This window comes from Paenibacillus allorhizoplanae (assembly GCF_927798215.1).
Classification (GTDB): domain Bacteria; phylum Bacillota; class Bacilli; order Paenibacillales; family NBRC-103111; genus Paenibacillus_E; species Paenibacillus_E allorhizoplanae.
Genome location: NZ_CAKMMW010000001.1, coordinates 661,012 through 676,736, shown reverse-complemented (window position 1 = coordinate 676,736; position 15,725 = coordinate 661,012). Strand labels below are relative to the sequence as shown.

The following is a 15,725-nucleotide window of genomic DNA, read 5'->3' as shown; positions in this document are numbered from 1 at the left end:
AATTTGAAGGAGGGTATGCAAATTGAGTTACTTTATGAAAAAAGTAGTTTTTGCTTGTGCTCTTGTTTCCGTTTCGATGATTGGCGCAGTTACATCTGTATATGCTGCAACCGCTGATGCACAGCCTGAAGCTTCCCCATTGCAGGATACACCTATTTTGGCTGCGACGCCGCCAATGGGTTACAGCACTTGGAATGCCGTTCGTTTTAACGTGAACGAGGAGCTGATCCGTAATGTGGCGGACAGTATGGTGAGCAACGGTTTGCGTGATTTAGGATACAAATATGTCAACATTGATGACGGTTGGCAAGGCACCAGAGATGCTAATGGCAAATTAAACGCCAACATAACAAGATTCCCGAGCGGAATGAAAGCACTCGCAGATTATGTGCATAGCAGAGGGTTGAAGATTGGTATTTACACCGATATTGGCAGCATTGGCTGCGGAGGAAAGACGGGAAGTTACGGACATTATCAGCAGGATGTCGACCAGTTTGCTGAGTGGGGATACGATTATGTCAAAGTAGATGCATGCGGTGCGGATGCGATGGGTCTCGACTTTAAGACCCAGTATCAGCAATTCAAGGACGCTTTAGATCAGGCGAATCCCAAACGCGATATCTTGTTAAATATTTGCGAGTGGGGGAAGCAGCAACCTTGGAAATGGGCCCCAAGTATCGGGCATACTTGGAGGGTTGGTTTCGATATCGATAATCAGGGAGACTATTGGAATGGTGTGCTCTATGAGATCGATCGGACATCTCCACATGCTGATGTAGCGGGACCGGGCCATTTTAATGACCCAGACAGCTTGGAGGTTGGTGTAATAGCCGACAAATATCCTGGCCAAAAAAGCTTATCTTACGAAGAATCCAAGGCTAATTTCAGTATGTGGGCCGTACTGGCGTCTCCTCTTATGCTTGGTTTGGATGTAACCACTTTAGATGAGACGGACTCTTATAGCAGTAAATTTGCTGATATCATTAAGAACGCTGAAGTGATAGCCGTGGATCAGGATCCTGCCGGCATTCAAGGCATTCTAGTAAGCGAAACTGGAGGACTCCAAGTTTGGGCGAAAGAATTGTCGGAGTCGGGGACACTTGCAATTTCCTTATTAAACCGCACGGATTCCGCTGCGAATATAACTGTGGATTTTGCTCAAGTTGGGTTGGATGCTGCCGTGGCGGTTCGGGACTTGTGGGAACATGCAGATAAAGGGCAATTCAGCGGCAGCTATACAGCGAATGTGCCGTCACATGGCGTAGTGATGCTAAAATTAGAGGGTAATGAAATCGGAAAGCCGCAAACCCCATTCATTCCGCAATCCCAAATGAGTGCGGCGGCAACGAGCGAAGAGATTGAATCCGAAGATAACGGAGCAGCCATGGTGCTGGATGGAGATAACAATACCATTTGGCATACGAAGTGGGATAAGTCAGATCCGCTGCCGCAATCGATCACATTGAATCTTGGCGGTGCTTACGACGTGAATAAAATCAAGGTTCTCCCTAGACAAGATGGGGGAAGTAACGGCATGATTACGGCCTACAATGTCTATACGAGTACGGATGGCATCCAGTACACCAAAGTCGTTAGTGGAACATGGGCTAAAGACGCCTTAGCGAAAATAGCGGAGTTCCCAGTGACGAGAGCGTCCTTTATTAAACTGGAAGCTACAACTGGGTATAATGGATGGGCATCAGCAGCTGAAATGAATGTCTATCGCATTATCGAGGTGCCCGTAACCGGCGTACAGCTTAATACACCGCAAGTCTCGCTGAAAGAAGGGCAGACAACAGAGCTAGTTGCAACTGTGCTTCCTGAGAATGCAACGAATAAGAATGTAACTTGGTCGAGCAGCAACGATACCGTCGCCAAAGTGGAAGTAAAAGACGGTAAAACAGTTGTCACTGCATTGAAAGATGGAGTGGCAGACATTACGGTTACCACTGTTAATGGCAATTTTACAGCGGTAAGCAAAATTACAGTACAAGAAGGCAACGACACGCAGAACGCTCTAACGACGCTATCCGCAACCGGTACTGTTCAGACAGGTCAGGACTTCACTGTACAGCTAGGTTTGAGCAGCGTCACGCAAAGCGTATATGCACAAGATATGAAGATGGACTATAATTCGAACGTATTTGAATTCGTCTCGGCTCATGTCGTGAAGGATGGAATTCAACTCGTAGATACTAAGAAGGATACGCTGGGGAAACTCCGCTTTATTCTCGCAAGCTTAGGGGCTGGCAAAGGCATGACAGGTGATGCCGGGATCCTGGAACTGAAGTTCAAAGCCAAAGCTCTGACGCAGTCTTCGACGGGAACGATTGCTGTAACCGACGCAACGCTTGGCGATGCGCAGGGAGCGGAATCGAAGGCGCAAGTTTCTACAATCAACGTGAACATTACGACAACGCCTCCAGTTGGCATTCCGGGCGATATGAACCATGACGGTAAAGTATCGATCGGGGATTTGGGTATCTTGGCTGCGAATTATGGTAAAACGTCGACAAGTTCGGATTGGGAGAGTATCAAGCACGCAGACTCGAACCTTGATGGCAAAATCGATATTACAGACCTGGCCTTCCTTGCGCAGAAGATTATAGAGTAATCCACTGAAACTGGCATCGGTATCCCACCGGTGCCAGTCTTTAAATTATTAGGGAGGTAAAGCCATGCACACTGCAAGAAGAGCTTAACATTAAAATATCATGAATTGAATATAAAATATCATTCTAAAATACTTAATTAGAATGTAATATTTCTAGTAAACTTGTAACTTTGAGTTTATAAAAGTAAAAGGGCCAACGCTGCGAAGGAGCTACTAGATGAAACTGGCGCCAATCGAATTGTATGACATTGCTTTTAACAATGCGTCGATCGGGATGGCCATCGTGTCAACGGAAGGGCGATTTTTGGAAGTAAATAAATTTTTGTGCGAAATGTTCGGCTATGAATTGAATGAATTGCTTTCATTGGATTTTCAAACCATCACTCATCCGGATGACATAGGAATGAATATGGATTATATCACAAGAATCCTTTCCGGTGAGATGGATGCCTATCATATGAATAAAAGGTACATTCATAAAAAGGGACACGTTGTATGGGCACTGCTTATCGTATCGTTGATCCGGGATTCAAACGGTACACCTTTATTCTTTTTCTCACAAATTCATGACATAACGGCTGTTAAGGAAGCAGAAGTTATCCAACAACAAACCGAATTGGTGCTGAAGGAAAAAGAAGAACGTTTCTTCCTTCTGCTCGAAGAACTTCCAGACGGCATTTTTATCGTTCAAAACGGGAGTTTTCAATATTTGAACAAGGCGGCCATGGATATTATCGGTGTAAGCGATGCGGAAGAAGCGATATATCTGGACTTCATGATAATGATTGTACCTGCGTACCACAAACGGATACAAGAACAAATGCAAAGACTTTGGTTGGACGAACGGCAAGATCCGTTGGAATTCGAAATTGTTTGTATAGACGGGGAAAATAAACATGTTGAAGCCACCATCATGCAAACCGTATATAAAGGGGGAAAAGCTATTCTTGGCGTTTTCCGTGATATCACCGATCGCAAAAAATCAATGGAACGCGCAATACATGCTGATAAGTTGTCAATGATTGGTCAACTAGCCGCAGGAGTCGCACACGAAATCCGTAATCCGTTAACCTCGATTAACGGCTTCATTAAATTATTGAAAGATTCACAGGCAAAGGAATACTATTACGAAATCATCGAGTCTGAATTGAAGCGCATTGAGTTTATTACGAATGAACTGCTTATTCTAGCCAAGCCAAATGCGATCAGATTCCAGAAGACTTGTTTGCGGCACCTACTCGAACAAGTCATTGAATTAATGAGTGTTCAAGCATTGATGTCGGACGTTGAGATTGTCTGTGAATGGATGGCTGATGAGATATTCATCTCATGCGAACCCGTTAAAATCAAACAAGTGTTTATTAATCTTCTAAAAAATGGAATTGAAGCGATGCCTGATGGAGGGGTTATAAATCTTATTGCTTTAAAAGAAAATGAATCCGCTCTCATTCAGGTTCAAGATCAAGGATGCGGCATTCCTCCAGATCAGCTTGCTAAGATTGGGCAGCCGTTTTTTACTACCAAAGATAGCGGAACTGGTCTCGGCATCATGATTACTTATAACATCATACATCATCATGGAGGAACGATCTCGATAGAAAGTTGTGAATCGGCAGGTACAACGTTTAGCGTAAGGTTCCCGCTTAAAGAAGAGGTTTGGTCGACCACGTAGCCGCAGACCTGACCATCATTTTAAGCGGAGGATTGACGGTTATCTTCGCTTCACTGATATATAAATTTGCCCTCCAGATGCACGGTTTTTACCGGACAGTTTACCGGGTAAGTTATAACCTAATAAGGAGGCCATACACATGCCTATTTACTATTTAATAGAAATATGGACACCATTAAAATTAGTAGGTATTAAGCTGTTCAAAGACGATGAAGGCATACTTTGGATCAAATACTGGGGCTTTAAACGTAAACGATTTTCGAATAATCAAACTTAAGAAGCTGGCGTCTCCGATCAGGCGTCGGTTATTGTCTTGTTCTGCGAATACAAAACATCGGGACTTTGTCACTATTCTATTATTTTTTGAGACATTTTATTAGATAGCCGCGATATTCCCTAAAGGTTTATAATTGCCGACTTTAAAGTCCGGGTCCTTAATGCGGATAGGCAGACAGTGAAATAACCATATTCATATTCATAAAAAAGGCCTAACTCAACTATGAGTTAAGCCTTTTTCTTTACCTAAATCTCTATATTCTTTCGGGCTCATCCCGTAATTCTTTTTAAATAAACGACTATAATACGATAAACTTGATAGCCCTGTTATATACGCAATTTCTTGTATTGGCTGGTCCGTGCATCGTAGCAATTCTAGCGAACGTTCCAAACGAATCTGACTCATACGATCCATGATGGTATGACCGCTTAATTTTTTGTATTTTCGGGCCAAATGACCGTAGCTCATATGAAGGGATGCAGCTAGTCGATGAACATCTACTTCGTAGGTTTGATCATCGTTTAAATAAATTTCAACCTTACGGAGCAAAGCGTGATCAGAATTGGTGTCGGTTTCAATCCACCGCTTTCTTTCCGGCGATAACTCTGTTATAGAAAAAATGACTTGCACAATTTGCAGCAAAACAGCAATGGATGAACCGTTCAACTTAGCATTTTCAAAGCACGTCATAAGAAGCTGACCTAGTCCAAACTCATCAGTGTAAACGCCAGGTTTCCAACTTGATAGGACGTTGAGTTGTTCGTATGTTGAGACCGTATTCGCCGGTTTATCCTCCGTGCTTCTATCCACCTTCCACCTTAAACATACGCCCTTATGTGGATCATTGGGTTCATAGGTATGAGCATGTTCCATACCCGGAGGAATGAGGAAAAACTCACCTGCGTGAATATCCAACATCGATGCGCCGAAGCTCGTTTGCATATGTCCCTCAAACACATAATTGAGCTCATACCACGTGTGGAGATGCGGTGGGCACTGAGCGAATCCCGCAGGTACTTCTAGTAAAAGATCAATGATTTCAACGGCAGCATCATTGAGCCGTAGGTTTCCACTAAGCATAGTTTGATAAGGTTGGACGCCCAGAAAAAGTATTTCATGCGGATGACGTGGGTTCAATAGACTCATTAAGATCACCTTTACGAAAAGTTAGGATGCATGTTCTTAGTATAGCACAGCCTTCTTTGCATGTTATTTTTGTTCAAAAATGTGTGATTCCAGTGAATATACGTTGGGGGTAGATTTTGAGAAAATGGTAGCAGATGACATCGATTCATGATCAAAGAGGAGAGATAAACATGCGAAAGCTTCATTTATTAAGCAATGCGCATTTGGACCCCGTATGGCAATGGGAGTGGGAAGAAGGGGCTGCAGCTGCGGTATCAACTTTTCGGGCTGCTGCCGCTTTTTGTGAAGAATATGAGGGGTACGTATTCAACCATAATGAAGCGCTGCTATATAAATGGATTGAGGAGTACGAGCCTTCTTTATTCCGTAAAATTCAGGGGTTGGTACAAGCAGGTAAGTGGCACATCATGGGTGGGTGGTATTTACAACCTGATTGCAACATGCCTTCCGGAGAGTCGATCGTGAGGCAGATTTTACTTGGGCGGACTTTTTTCAAAGACAAATTTGGTGTGAGTTCAACCACAGCTATCAATTTTGATTCCTTCGGGCACTCGAGAGGTCTTGTACAGCTCATTCGAAAAGCAGGATTCGATTCCTATTTATTCATGCGCCCTGAGGATCGTGTTGCGGGCCCAGCACAAGAGTTCATCTGGGTTGGGTTCGATGGCTCTGAAGTGCTTACCCATCAAATTCAAGACGGTTATAACACGCTGCTTGGTCAAGCACATATCAAGGTGGAAGAGAGAATTAATAAGCAAACAACCCAGGAATTTGAGCTTGTGCTTTGGGGCGTCGGCAATCACGGTGGTGGACCTTCACGCCTAGATCTAAACCGAATAGGCGCCTTAATTGAGTCAACGAAAGGTAATGTAGAGGTCTTACATTCAACACCAGAAGCTTACTTTGCAGATCTCTCTAAGAAAGGGGATGCTCTGCCACGCCATGAACGAGATTTGAATCCACGCTTTGTTGGTTGCTACACCTCTATGATCCGAATTAAACAAAAGCATCGTCATTTGGAGAATGAGCTGTACCAAACGGAAAAAATGTTATCATCTGCTGCTTTGCAAGGATATCTTCGCTATCCCAAAGAAGAGCTTAATGAGGCGTTCCATGATCTGATGGTGGCTGAATTCCATGACATTTTGCCTGGAACCTCAATTCAACCTGCAGAAGAAGCTTCCCTTCGTCTGATGGATCATGGTTTGGAAATTGCATCAAGGCTGAAAACACGTGCATTCTTTGCCTTATCGAGCGGGCAACGGGAAGCAGGAGAAGGGGAGTATCCGATACTCGTCTACAACCCGCATCCTTATCCCGTTCGGGGAGTTTTTGAATGTGAATTTATGCTTGCGGATCAGAACTGGCAGGATCAATTCTCGATGCCTGTCGTATATCAAGATGGCGTGCGTATTTCTTCTCAAGCGGAGAAGGAACATAGCAATCTAAATTTGGACTGGCGCAAAAGGGTTGTGTTCGAAGCTCAATTATCACCATCCTCGATGAACCGATTCGATTGTCGAATCGAATTACTGCCTTCGAAGCCTAATCCACAGGTGGTGCTCGAAGACGGTGATATTCATTTCCGAACATCGTCGCTACACGTAGTCATTAATACGCAAACAGGATTGATGGATCAGTACATGGTTAAGGGTATACCTTATCTTAAAGGGGGAGCTTTTCAACCATTGGCCATTACTGACAATGGGGATCCTTGGCGGATGGACACCGATGGGTTTGAGAACGTGAAGGGGGCATTTCGTCTGATGTCACCCGAAGAGGGAACGGCATTCTCGGGTATCACAGAAGGAACTCTGCCTTCTGTTAGGGTAATTGAAGACGGTGAAGTACGTACCGTAATTGAATCGCTGTTGATGTATGGTCATTCCGCAGCCGTTATCACGTATAAGCTACCCAAAAATGGGACGGAGATAGAGATCCATGTGCGTGTATTTTGGCAAGAGAAGGACACGATGCTGAAACTCGCCATTCCAACCGTACTTGATGAGGGCATATATGCAGGACAGACGATCTTTGGCGTGCAGTCTCTTGAAACGGATGGAACGGAAGTTGTTGCACAAAAATGGACAGCTCTCATGTCCGAAACTGACAACGTCGCTATTACTCTGATCAATGATGGGATCTATGGATCGGATTGTTCAAATGGCGTAATAAGACCCTCCTTATTACGAGGGGCGGCTTACACCGCTCATCCAATTCTTGACCGACCTTTGATGCCAAATGATCGTTTTTCTCCACGAATCGATCAAGGTGAACGAATGTTCAGATTCTGGTTGAATGCCGGCCCCAAATCGGAAAGACTCAGATGCATTGACCGCGAGGCGCTTCAATGGAATGAAAAACCGTATGCACTTTCGTTCTTCCCCCATGGGGAAGGGCAGATACCTGCTACAGCGGTCCAACTAGATGATGATGTGATCCAAATGACGGCTTTCAAGCGAGCCGAACAAGGAGAAGATACGTATATCTTGCGATTATTCGAGCCAACTGGGCTAGCGAGATCAACTGTGGTTAGGATTCCGAGTATGGACTTGGAAATACGCCTTGAGTTTAATGGTTTTGAGGTAAAGACATGTAAGCTTGATAAGCGAATGAGAACAATAATTGAATATGAGTTAATGGAAGAATAAACCTAGCGTATTTTTTGCTCTCTTTCAGTTGTATAGAACTTTAATACTCATTCGCCATATCACTCTGTTTAATCTCCACAAAACCAGTGTCGACCCAAGTAGTTGGAGGTGCATGGCTAGACGCCGCGAGTAGTTGTTCGATAATTTTATCTCCCCATAGATGCTCATTCTCAGAAATCACAGCGTTAATTTGGCCATTTAATAAGGCTTCTTTGACATCAGGTGTCATACCGAATGTGATAGCGTAGCGTTTTAATCCTTGAGATTTCCATACAAGGATTGCATTGGAACTGGAGATAATATCCAATGGAACTAGTGCGTCAAAATGAGGATGCTCATTAATCATGGTTTCAAGGTCCGAAATAGCTTTCTCAGTATCACCGTTATGATATTTTTTTTCAAGAACCTGAATTTCCGTTTTTTGTTTTAAATATTGTTCTAAACCCTGAAGTCGTTGGCGTATTTGAAAAGAACCCGTCATGCTTCCCTCGATCATGATCATTCCTCTGCCTTTAAGATACCGATCAACCATTTGACCCATGAGTGTACCTTCTTGAAGGGGATCACTTCCGATAAAAGAGTAACGCTTACTGTCCGGTGCATCTGACTCGAAGCAAATAACTGGAATGCCTGCTTGCGTTGCTTTATTAATGATTGGCACCAGTGCAACAGGATCGATTGGATCAATGGCAATGCCGTTAACCTTTTGGGCAATGAGAGTTTCCATCATCCTCATCTGCTGTTCTATGTTAATTACATCAGGTGCTTTGACAATTAATTGAACGGGATATGGTTCAATCGCTTTCTCTATAGAATCAGTAATCATTTCATAGAAGGGGTGTGTCATCGGATAAATGATACCAAATGTGAGTTTATTTGTATGTTTTGTGTTTGAGCTTGTTGAACTTGGCGAACTTGATGTCGAAAAAGATACTTCGGGACCGGAAGGTGATGACGCTTTACATCCCGTTAAACACATTAACATTACCGTTCCAAGTGTTATCCATTTAGTCACCCTCATGAAGAGAATCTCCCTTCGTACTATCGAGAACTTCACCTGCAGTCCCATTCTTTCTAAATTCTTTGGGGGTCATGCCGGTTAAGCGTTTGAATAAATTTGAAAAATAATGGGGGTCATTATAGCCCACCAAAAAGGCAATCTCATATGACTTCGCTGACGTGCTTTTGAGGAGGTCCATCGCTTTGCGAATGCGTACCTGGGTCAAAAACTCTATAAAGGTTTGCCCGGTTTCTTGGCTAAATACGCGACTCAAGTAATTAGGACTCAGATTGACATACTCGGCAGCGTCTTGCAACGAGAAGTTATCCCTCTCAAAATTCATTTGCATATACTCTTTGACTTTCGTAATCATATCGCTATATTTATCGTAAATACGAGAACGCCAGTTCCAGAACTGTTCGATTAAATTGACTAAATAAGCACAGGTTTCTTCCCAACTCCGAATATTACCAATCATTTGTTGGAATTGATGAAGTGATTTCTCTGGTTCAGCAAGGTGTCGATACATATCTTTATTGGAACGGAAAGCTTCAATTGTAACGTCATTCAAAATATAAAATCCGATAGAAGAGGAATGCCAATTAATATCGACTAATGCTGCAGCATATTCCGCGACAAAGGTACCTAGTTTCGTATGTGATCCAATTTTCAAAAAATCCATAAAAGCGCCACGATCCAAAAAGAGAGTCGGATCTAATGTTTCTGTCTTCATCTCACTTAGCACATTTCGATTTTGACGGGATAGTCTCCGCCAGTGAGCATCTTCCATGGCATCAAGAAAGGATAAATGTACATTCTGGAGGCGATCTTGCACACTGCCAATGCCAATGGAGATCGGCAGAGAGTGAGCTTCTTCGGAGATCTCTTTTTGTAAATCTTGAAATACTTGTAACTCAAGTTTCAAATTCTCTAAGGTATCGCTCTTAATGATCCAAACACTTTCAGAGCGGCTGCGTTGAAACATCATATGCGCAACATTCACCTTCAATCGGACACACTTGTCCAATAATAAGCGCTCATGTTCATACATAGCATTCAAGTCATTATGTTTATATGCCTCTGTCTCACGTAAATCCAGTACGGTTACGACATAATAATGAGCGATAATATTCAATTGAATGGAAGCACTATGATGCATCACCTCTGAGGTGGTCATGAAACCACTGCAGAGGTCGTTCAATAACTTATCTTGTGAAATGACACTATGTTCATTTTCTTTATCTTTAAGTAGTTGGAGTTGTGTTTGTATGTTTCGCTCCTTGTCAATTTCTTGACTAACTTTGTGGAGTACCTTCAACAGTTCATTAGGGCTAATTGGTTTCAAACAGTATTCTTCTACCCCAATTTGCATCGCTGTTCTTGCATATTCAAACTCAGCATGGCCGCTAATAATGATGATTTTCATATCCGGAAACTGCTTGCTCATAATGCTGCTTAATTCCAGACCGTTCATGAAAGGCATAAGAATATCCGTAATTAAGATATCTGGTTGAACTCTTTCAATAATAGGTAGTGCAACCTCGCCATCTGATGCATCGCCACAGTATATAAATCCTTCCTTCTCCCAATCGATACAATCACGAATAATCTCTCTAATTAATATCTCATCGTCAACTAACAATATTTTTTTCACGAAACATCATCCCCAATCACACGGTATTCGAATGCTAACAATCGTTCCTTCACCTTCTATGCTGTCTACCTGTACGCCATAAGCTTCTCCATAATATAAGCGAATTCGTCTATGAACATTGTGCAATCCAAATCCTCCGGACACTTCATTTCCAGTTTCCTTTGGTGTATGGGGTTCCATTAAATCCTTCCGTAGCTGCTGAAGTCGATCTTCCGTAATGCCTTTACCGTTATCTTCGACCACAATAAGGAAGTTATCTTCATCCTCAATCTTCGCAATAATTCGTATCAACCCTTTGCCACGCTTGTTTTTAAGCCCATGATAAAGGGCATTTTCGACAATGGGTTGTAAGGTCATTTTAAGGATAAGTAACGAATGCAAGCTTGAATCGATGGCAATTTCATAATCCAAAATATCCCGATACCGCATCTGTTGGATGGTTAAATAACTCTGAAGATGTTCAATTTCTTTTTCAAAGGTTATCCAATCCTTCCCTTTACTTAAGCTAATTCGAAACAGTTTGGATAAAGCCATAACCATCTGGACGACCTGATCCTTTTTCTCTGATTGCGCCAACCAAAGTATGGAATCCAATGTGTTGTACAAGAAATGAGGGTTAATTTGAGCCTGTAGGGCTCTAAGCTCCGATTTCTTGATTTCTTGCTGCTCTTTAATGCTTTGGTCTAGCAACATGCGAATTTTCCCAATCATAATATTAAAGCTATTCCCCAAATCAGAGATCTCATCTGTACCTGTAAGAACGACTTTAGCTTCAAGAAAGCCGGATGCGGCGAGTTGCATTTTGTTTTTGAGTATGCGAACAGGTCGAGTCAAGCGAGTAGACACAAAGAAATGCAAGGTTATCGCGAAAACGATGCTAAGCATAACGCTTATGATAATGAGCTGACGAATGGAATTGGCTTCCTCCACAATTTCTTGCAATGGTACCACCCCAACGATATTCCAACCCGTGGACATGGAGGGGGAAGTTACAATAAATTCTGGTTTACCTTCCGAAGAATCCACATAGTCTTTGTTTTTGTCTTCAATGATAGAAGCAATATATCTGTTTTCTAACCAATTTGTATGGTTTGTGGCTTTTGATGGTAAGAAAATGGCATTACCCTTGTTGTCTGCGACATAGAAAAAGCCGCTTTTCCCTATTTTGACGTTATCACTAAACTTTTTCACGATGTTGTCATCGACATCAATAATTATGAATCCAATGACTTCGTGGGTAACTCGCTGTTTCACTGTAGAAACAATGGAAATAATGTTGTGATTCTTGTATTGGAATCCGTCTAGTGGATCTATGGAAGATGGATCACCGGGTGGGATATTTAAGATAGCCTCAGGATTTTGAATCAGGTATTCAAAATGCGGATTCCGTAATACGTTTTTATTTAGTTGAAAAACACCTTTCCTCTCGCTGATCCCCCGGCCATATAAATTAATCATGGTAATGTTCAATACACCATCATATTGGTATGTCTGTCTATAGGAAGCCATTGTTCGTAAAATCTCTCGTGCATCTAAATTGGAATCCGTCTGTGAAAACAAAAAATGTAAAACATTTGGATTTTTTTCGAGTTCTAAGAGTTTCTTTGTATCTGTAAATACATTATCAATGTCTGTGGCTAATTGGGTTGCAAGCATTATCGTTGCGGCTTTGCTGTTGTTAAATACGGTATTATACGATTTATTATATGAGATAAGACCGACAACAATTAATGGCAGACATGTGAGTATAACAAACATGGTTAAAAGTTTGGCGCGGAGGCTAGAAGTAATTTTTCGATATATATCCATCGTGCGAATACCTTTCATTAGTTCAAAAGTGTCGAAAGCTTATTGTAAATTATGAATCAACCGATATGAAAACGCAATCATTTAACAAAATACTGCACTTTTTGAATAAAAAAGTACTGTTTTTAATTTTGGGATTCAAAAAGTGAATAATAATTTACAAGAAGTGTCTATGAAACTCCGTATACCCTTGCTAATTTCATATCCTATAATTTAGTTACACCGAAGCAAACAGGTGAAATAAGGGAGGAAATATAAATGAAAAAGTCTCTAGGGGTAGTATTAGTAGCTTCAGCAATGATGATGTTCACAGCAGCATGTGGTAATTCAGGAGATAGCAAGACAGCTAGCAGCACAACTGCAGCAGCGGCGGTAAGCCCAAGCACAGCAGCAGTAGCTACAGCTAAAGCGGACAAGAAAATCACTATGGGCTTTGCTCAAGTAGGTGCTGAAAGCGGATGGCGTTCAGCGAATACGAAATCCGTTCAAGATTCTGCGAAAGAAGCAGGCATTGAATTGAAATTCTCCGATGCACAGCAAAAACAAGAAAATCAAATTAAATCCATTCGTACATATATTCAACAAAAAGTTGATGTTATCGCGTTCTCTCCGGTTGTTGAATCCGGTTGGGACACTGTATTGAAAGAAGCCAAAGATGCTGGCATTCCAGTTATCTTAACGGATAGAGCTGTAGATTCGAAAGATACTTCCCTCTACAAAACATTCATTGGTTCGGATTTCGTGGAAGAAGGGCGCAGCGCAGGGAAATGGGTAGTTGACAAATATAAAGATGCGAAAGAAACAGTTAACATTGTAGAGCTTCAAGGAACTACTGGTTCTGCTCCTGCGAATGATCGTAAAGCTGGATTTGGCGAAATTATTAAATCAAATCCAAACCTTAAAATCATTGCTTCACAAACAGGTGATTTTACTCGTGCTAAAGGTAAAGAGGTTATGCAAGCATTCTTGAAAGCCAATAAGAACATTAATGTTCTCTATGCTCATAACGATGATATGGCACTAGGAGCTATTCAAGCAATTGAAGAAGCAGGACTTAAGCCAGGTAAAGATATCATCATTATCTCTGTTGATGGTGTGAAAGACGGCTTCGTAGCGGCAAGTGAAGGGAAAATTAACTTCATCGTAGAGTGTAACCCACTCCTAGGTGGACAATTAATGCAAGCGGCTAAAGATGTACTTAGTGGTAAAGAACTGCCGAAACGTATTGTTACGAAAGAAGGCGTATTTACTTCCGAAGATGCGAAACGTGAATTACCTAATCGTCAGTACTAAGAAATTGTCTACAACCTAGTTATTATAAATGAAAAGGGCGGAGCTGCTCCATCTTGCTAGTATGGAGCAGCTCTCGTTCATATTGGAGAGGAGTGGCATGATGAAACAGGGTGGTCCGGTATTGCAGATGACCGGAATTCATAAGCAGTTTCCGGGTGTTAAGGCGTTAACGAACGTTAATTTCAGAATGTTTCCTGGCGAAGTTCATGCCCTAATGGGCGAAAATGGGGCAGGTAAATCTACACTAATTAAAGTACTTACGGGTGTTCACTCCATTGATCAGGGAATTGTTGAGATGGATAAACAGCCAATTCGTATTCTTAGCCCGCTTGATGCGCAAAACGCAGGTATTAGTACGGTTTATCAGGAGGTTAACCTCTGCTCAAACCTGTCTGTAGCTGAAAATATTTATATTGGGCGTGAACCACGTCGCTTCGGTCGTATTTTATGGAAAAAAATGAATGATGATGCTGGGCAATTATTGAAGAAGAGAATGAATCTTGAAATAGACGTTACACAACCCTTACATGCGTATTCCGTAGCTGTTCAACAGCTTGTAGCGATTGCCAGAGCCTTAAGTATTTCGGCAAAAGTGTTAATTCTAGATGAACCAACCTCCAGTTTAGATAGAGGTGAGGTTATCCAACTATTTTCTGTCATGACCCGATTAAAAAATGAAGGACTAGCGATTTTATTCGTCACTCATTTCTTGGATCAGGTATACGACATTTCAGATCGCATAACCATACTCCGCAATGGAGAGTTTATTGGGGAATATTTAGCCAACGATCTTCCTCGTATAGAGCTGGTTTCTAAAATGATTGGTAAGGACCTTGAGCTGCTAGAAGAGTTGCCCAAAGGTGATGCAGCTAATCAAATTAGTCATGAAGTATTCATTCAAGCAACCGATTTTGGGAAGAAAGGTTCCATTGAACCTATTGATCTCTCGATTCATAAAGGTGAAATTGTTGGTTTAGCAGGCTTGTTGGGTTCAGGTAGAACGGAACTTGCTAGATTATTCTTTGCAGCAGACAAAGCTGATTCTGGCGGGATGACAGTTGCAGGTTCAAGTGAGGCGATTCATTCGCCAAGACAGGCTATTGATCAAGGCATCGCCTTTTGCTCGGAGAACCGTAAATTAGAAGGGATTATTGATGATTTGACCGTTCGAGAGAACATCATATTAGCCCTACAAGCTTCTCAAGGTTGGTTTAAAACGATCTCAAGAAAACGACAGGATGAAATGGCAGATGAATACATTCGCGCATTAAACATTAATCCACCTAATCCCGAACATTTGATAAAAAATTTAAGCGGCGGTAATCAACAGAAAGTATTGCTTGCTCGTTGGTTGCTCACGGATCCAAGTTTGTTGATTTTAGATGAACCTACACGAGGCATTGATATTGGAGCTAAAGCTGAAATTCAGAAATTAGTATTATCTTTAGCGCAAAAAGGGATGTCAGTTCTGTTTATTTCATCTGAACTTGAGGAAGTATTACGCGTCAGTCATAAAATCGTCGTGTTGCGGGATCGTCACAAGGTGAAAGAAATGGTTGGCGATGAAATCAGCCAGAAAAATGTCATGAAGGCAATTGCGGGAGGTTAATAG

At 42.0% G+C, this 15,725-nt stretch carries 9 protein-coding genes; 5 read left to right on the top strand and 4 right to left on the bottom strand.

Features of this window, described 5'->3' with window-relative positions:
* Positions 1-34 precede the first annotated feature (34 nt).
* Positions 35-2,614, top strand: coding sequence for a discoidin domain-containing protein (locus L6I86_RS02260; protein WP_236284289.1), 2,580 nt, complete (start codon positions 35-37; stop codon positions 2,612-2,614).
* A gap of 217 nt (positions 2,615-2,831) precedes the next feature.
* A complete protein-coding gene (locus L6I86_RS02255; protein ID WP_236284288.1) occupies positions 2,832-4,286 on the top strand; it encodes a PAS domain-containing sensor histidine kinase in 1,455 nt (484 codons plus the stop codon).
* Between the two features lie 493 nt (positions 4,287-4,779).
* Here L6I86_RS02255 and L6I86_RS02250 read toward each other — a convergent pair whose 3' ends face one another.
* Positions 4,780-5,709, bottom strand: coding sequence for an AraC family transcriptional regulator (locus tag L6I86_RS02250; protein ID WP_236284287.1), 930 nt, complete (start codon positions 5,707-5,709; stop codon positions 4,780-4,782).
* Positions 5,710-5,879: 170 nt separating this feature from the next.
* On the opposite strand from L6I86_RS02250, the gene L6I86_RS02245 reads away from it, so the two are divergent.
* Entirely contained in the window at positions 5,880-8,360 is a 2,481-nt protein-coding gene (locus tag L6I86_RS02245) for a glycoside hydrolase family 38 N-terminal domain-containing protein (protein ID WP_236284286.1), read from the top strand.
* A gap of 40 nt (positions 8,361-8,400) precedes the next feature.
* Here the strand turns inward: L6I86_RS02245 and L6I86_RS02240 are convergent, their stop codons facing one another.
* Genes L6I86_RS02240 through L6I86_RS02230 form a run of 3 tightly spaced genes read right to left on the bottom strand, consistent with a single transcriptional unit; the run spans position 8,401 to position 12,523 of the window.
* Positions 8,401-9,381, bottom strand: a complete 981-nt coding sequence (locus L6I86_RS02240; RefSeq protein ID WP_236284285.1) for a sugar ABC transporter substrate-binding protein — start codon at positions 9,379-9,381, stop codon at positions 8,401-8,403.
* Positions 9,368-11,014 carry a response regulator gene (locus tag L6I86_RS02235; RefSeq protein ID WP_236284284.1) on the bottom strand — a complete coding sequence of 549 codons (1,647 nt, stop codon included), beginning with the start codon at positions 11,012-11,014 and terminating at the stop codon, positions 9,368-9,370. The genes L6I86_RS02240 and L6I86_RS02235 overlap by 14 nt, the downstream gene beginning before the upstream one ends.
* A 6-nt stretch (positions 11,015-11,020) precedes the next feature.
* Complete coding sequence (locus L6I86_RS02230; RefSeq protein WP_236284283.1) at positions 11,021-12,523, bottom strand: sensor histidine kinase; 1,503 nt, start codon at positions 12,521-12,523, stop codon at positions 11,021-11,023.
* A 555-nt stretch (positions 12,524-13,078) separates the two neighbouring features.
* Between L6I86_RS02230 and L6I86_RS02225 the strand changes: the two genes are divergently transcribed.
* Both L6I86_RS02225 and L6I86_RS02220 read left to right on the top strand, forming a co-directional pair.
* Entirely contained in the window at positions 13,079-14,113 is a 1,035-nt protein-coding gene (locus L6I86_RS02225) for an ABC transporter substrate-binding protein (RefSeq protein WP_236284282.1), read from the top strand.
* Positions 14,114-14,213: 100 nt separating this feature from the next.
* Complete coding sequence (locus L6I86_RS02220; protein ID WP_236284281.1) at positions 14,214-15,722, top strand: sugar ABC transporter ATP-binding protein; 1,509 nt, start codon at positions 14,214-14,216, stop codon at positions 15,720-15,722.
* Positions 15,723-15,725: the final 3 nt, after the last annotated feature.

What these genes read in the sequence shown, in the direction of transcription:
- L6I86_RS02260 (WP_236284289.1), top strand. Translation starts at nt 35, where the DNA reads ATGAAAAAAGTAGTTTTTGCTTGTGCTCTTGTTTCCGTTTCGATGATT.
- L6I86_RS02255 (WP_236284288.1), top strand. Translation starts at nt 2,832, where the DNA reads ATGAAACTGGCGCCAATCGAATTGTATGACATTGCTTTTAACAATGCG.
- L6I86_RS02250 (WP_236284287.1), bottom strand. Translation starts at nt 5,709, where the DNA reads ATGAGTCTATTGAACCCACGTCATCCGCATGAAATACTTTTTCTGGGC.
- L6I86_RS02245 (WP_236284286.1), top strand. Translation starts at nt 5,880, where the DNA reads ATGCGAAAGCTTCATTTATTAAGCAATGCGCATTTGGACCCCGTATGG.
- L6I86_RS02240 (WP_236284285.1), bottom strand. Translation starts at nt 9,381, where the DNA reads ATGAGGGTGACTAAATGGATAACACTTGGAACGGTAATGTTAATGTGT.
- L6I86_RS02230 (WP_236284283.1), bottom strand. Translation starts at nt 12,523, where the DNA reads ATGGCTTCCTATAGACAGACATACCAATATGATGGTGTATTGAACATT.
- L6I86_RS02225 (WP_236284282.1), top strand. Translation starts at nt 13,079, where the DNA reads ATGAAAAAGTCTCTAGGGGTAGTATTAGTAGCTTCAGCAATGATGATG.
- L6I86_RS02220 (WP_236284281.1), top strand. Translation starts at nt 14,214, where the DNA reads ATGAAACAGGGTGGTCCGGTATTGCAGATGACCGGAATTCATAAGCAG.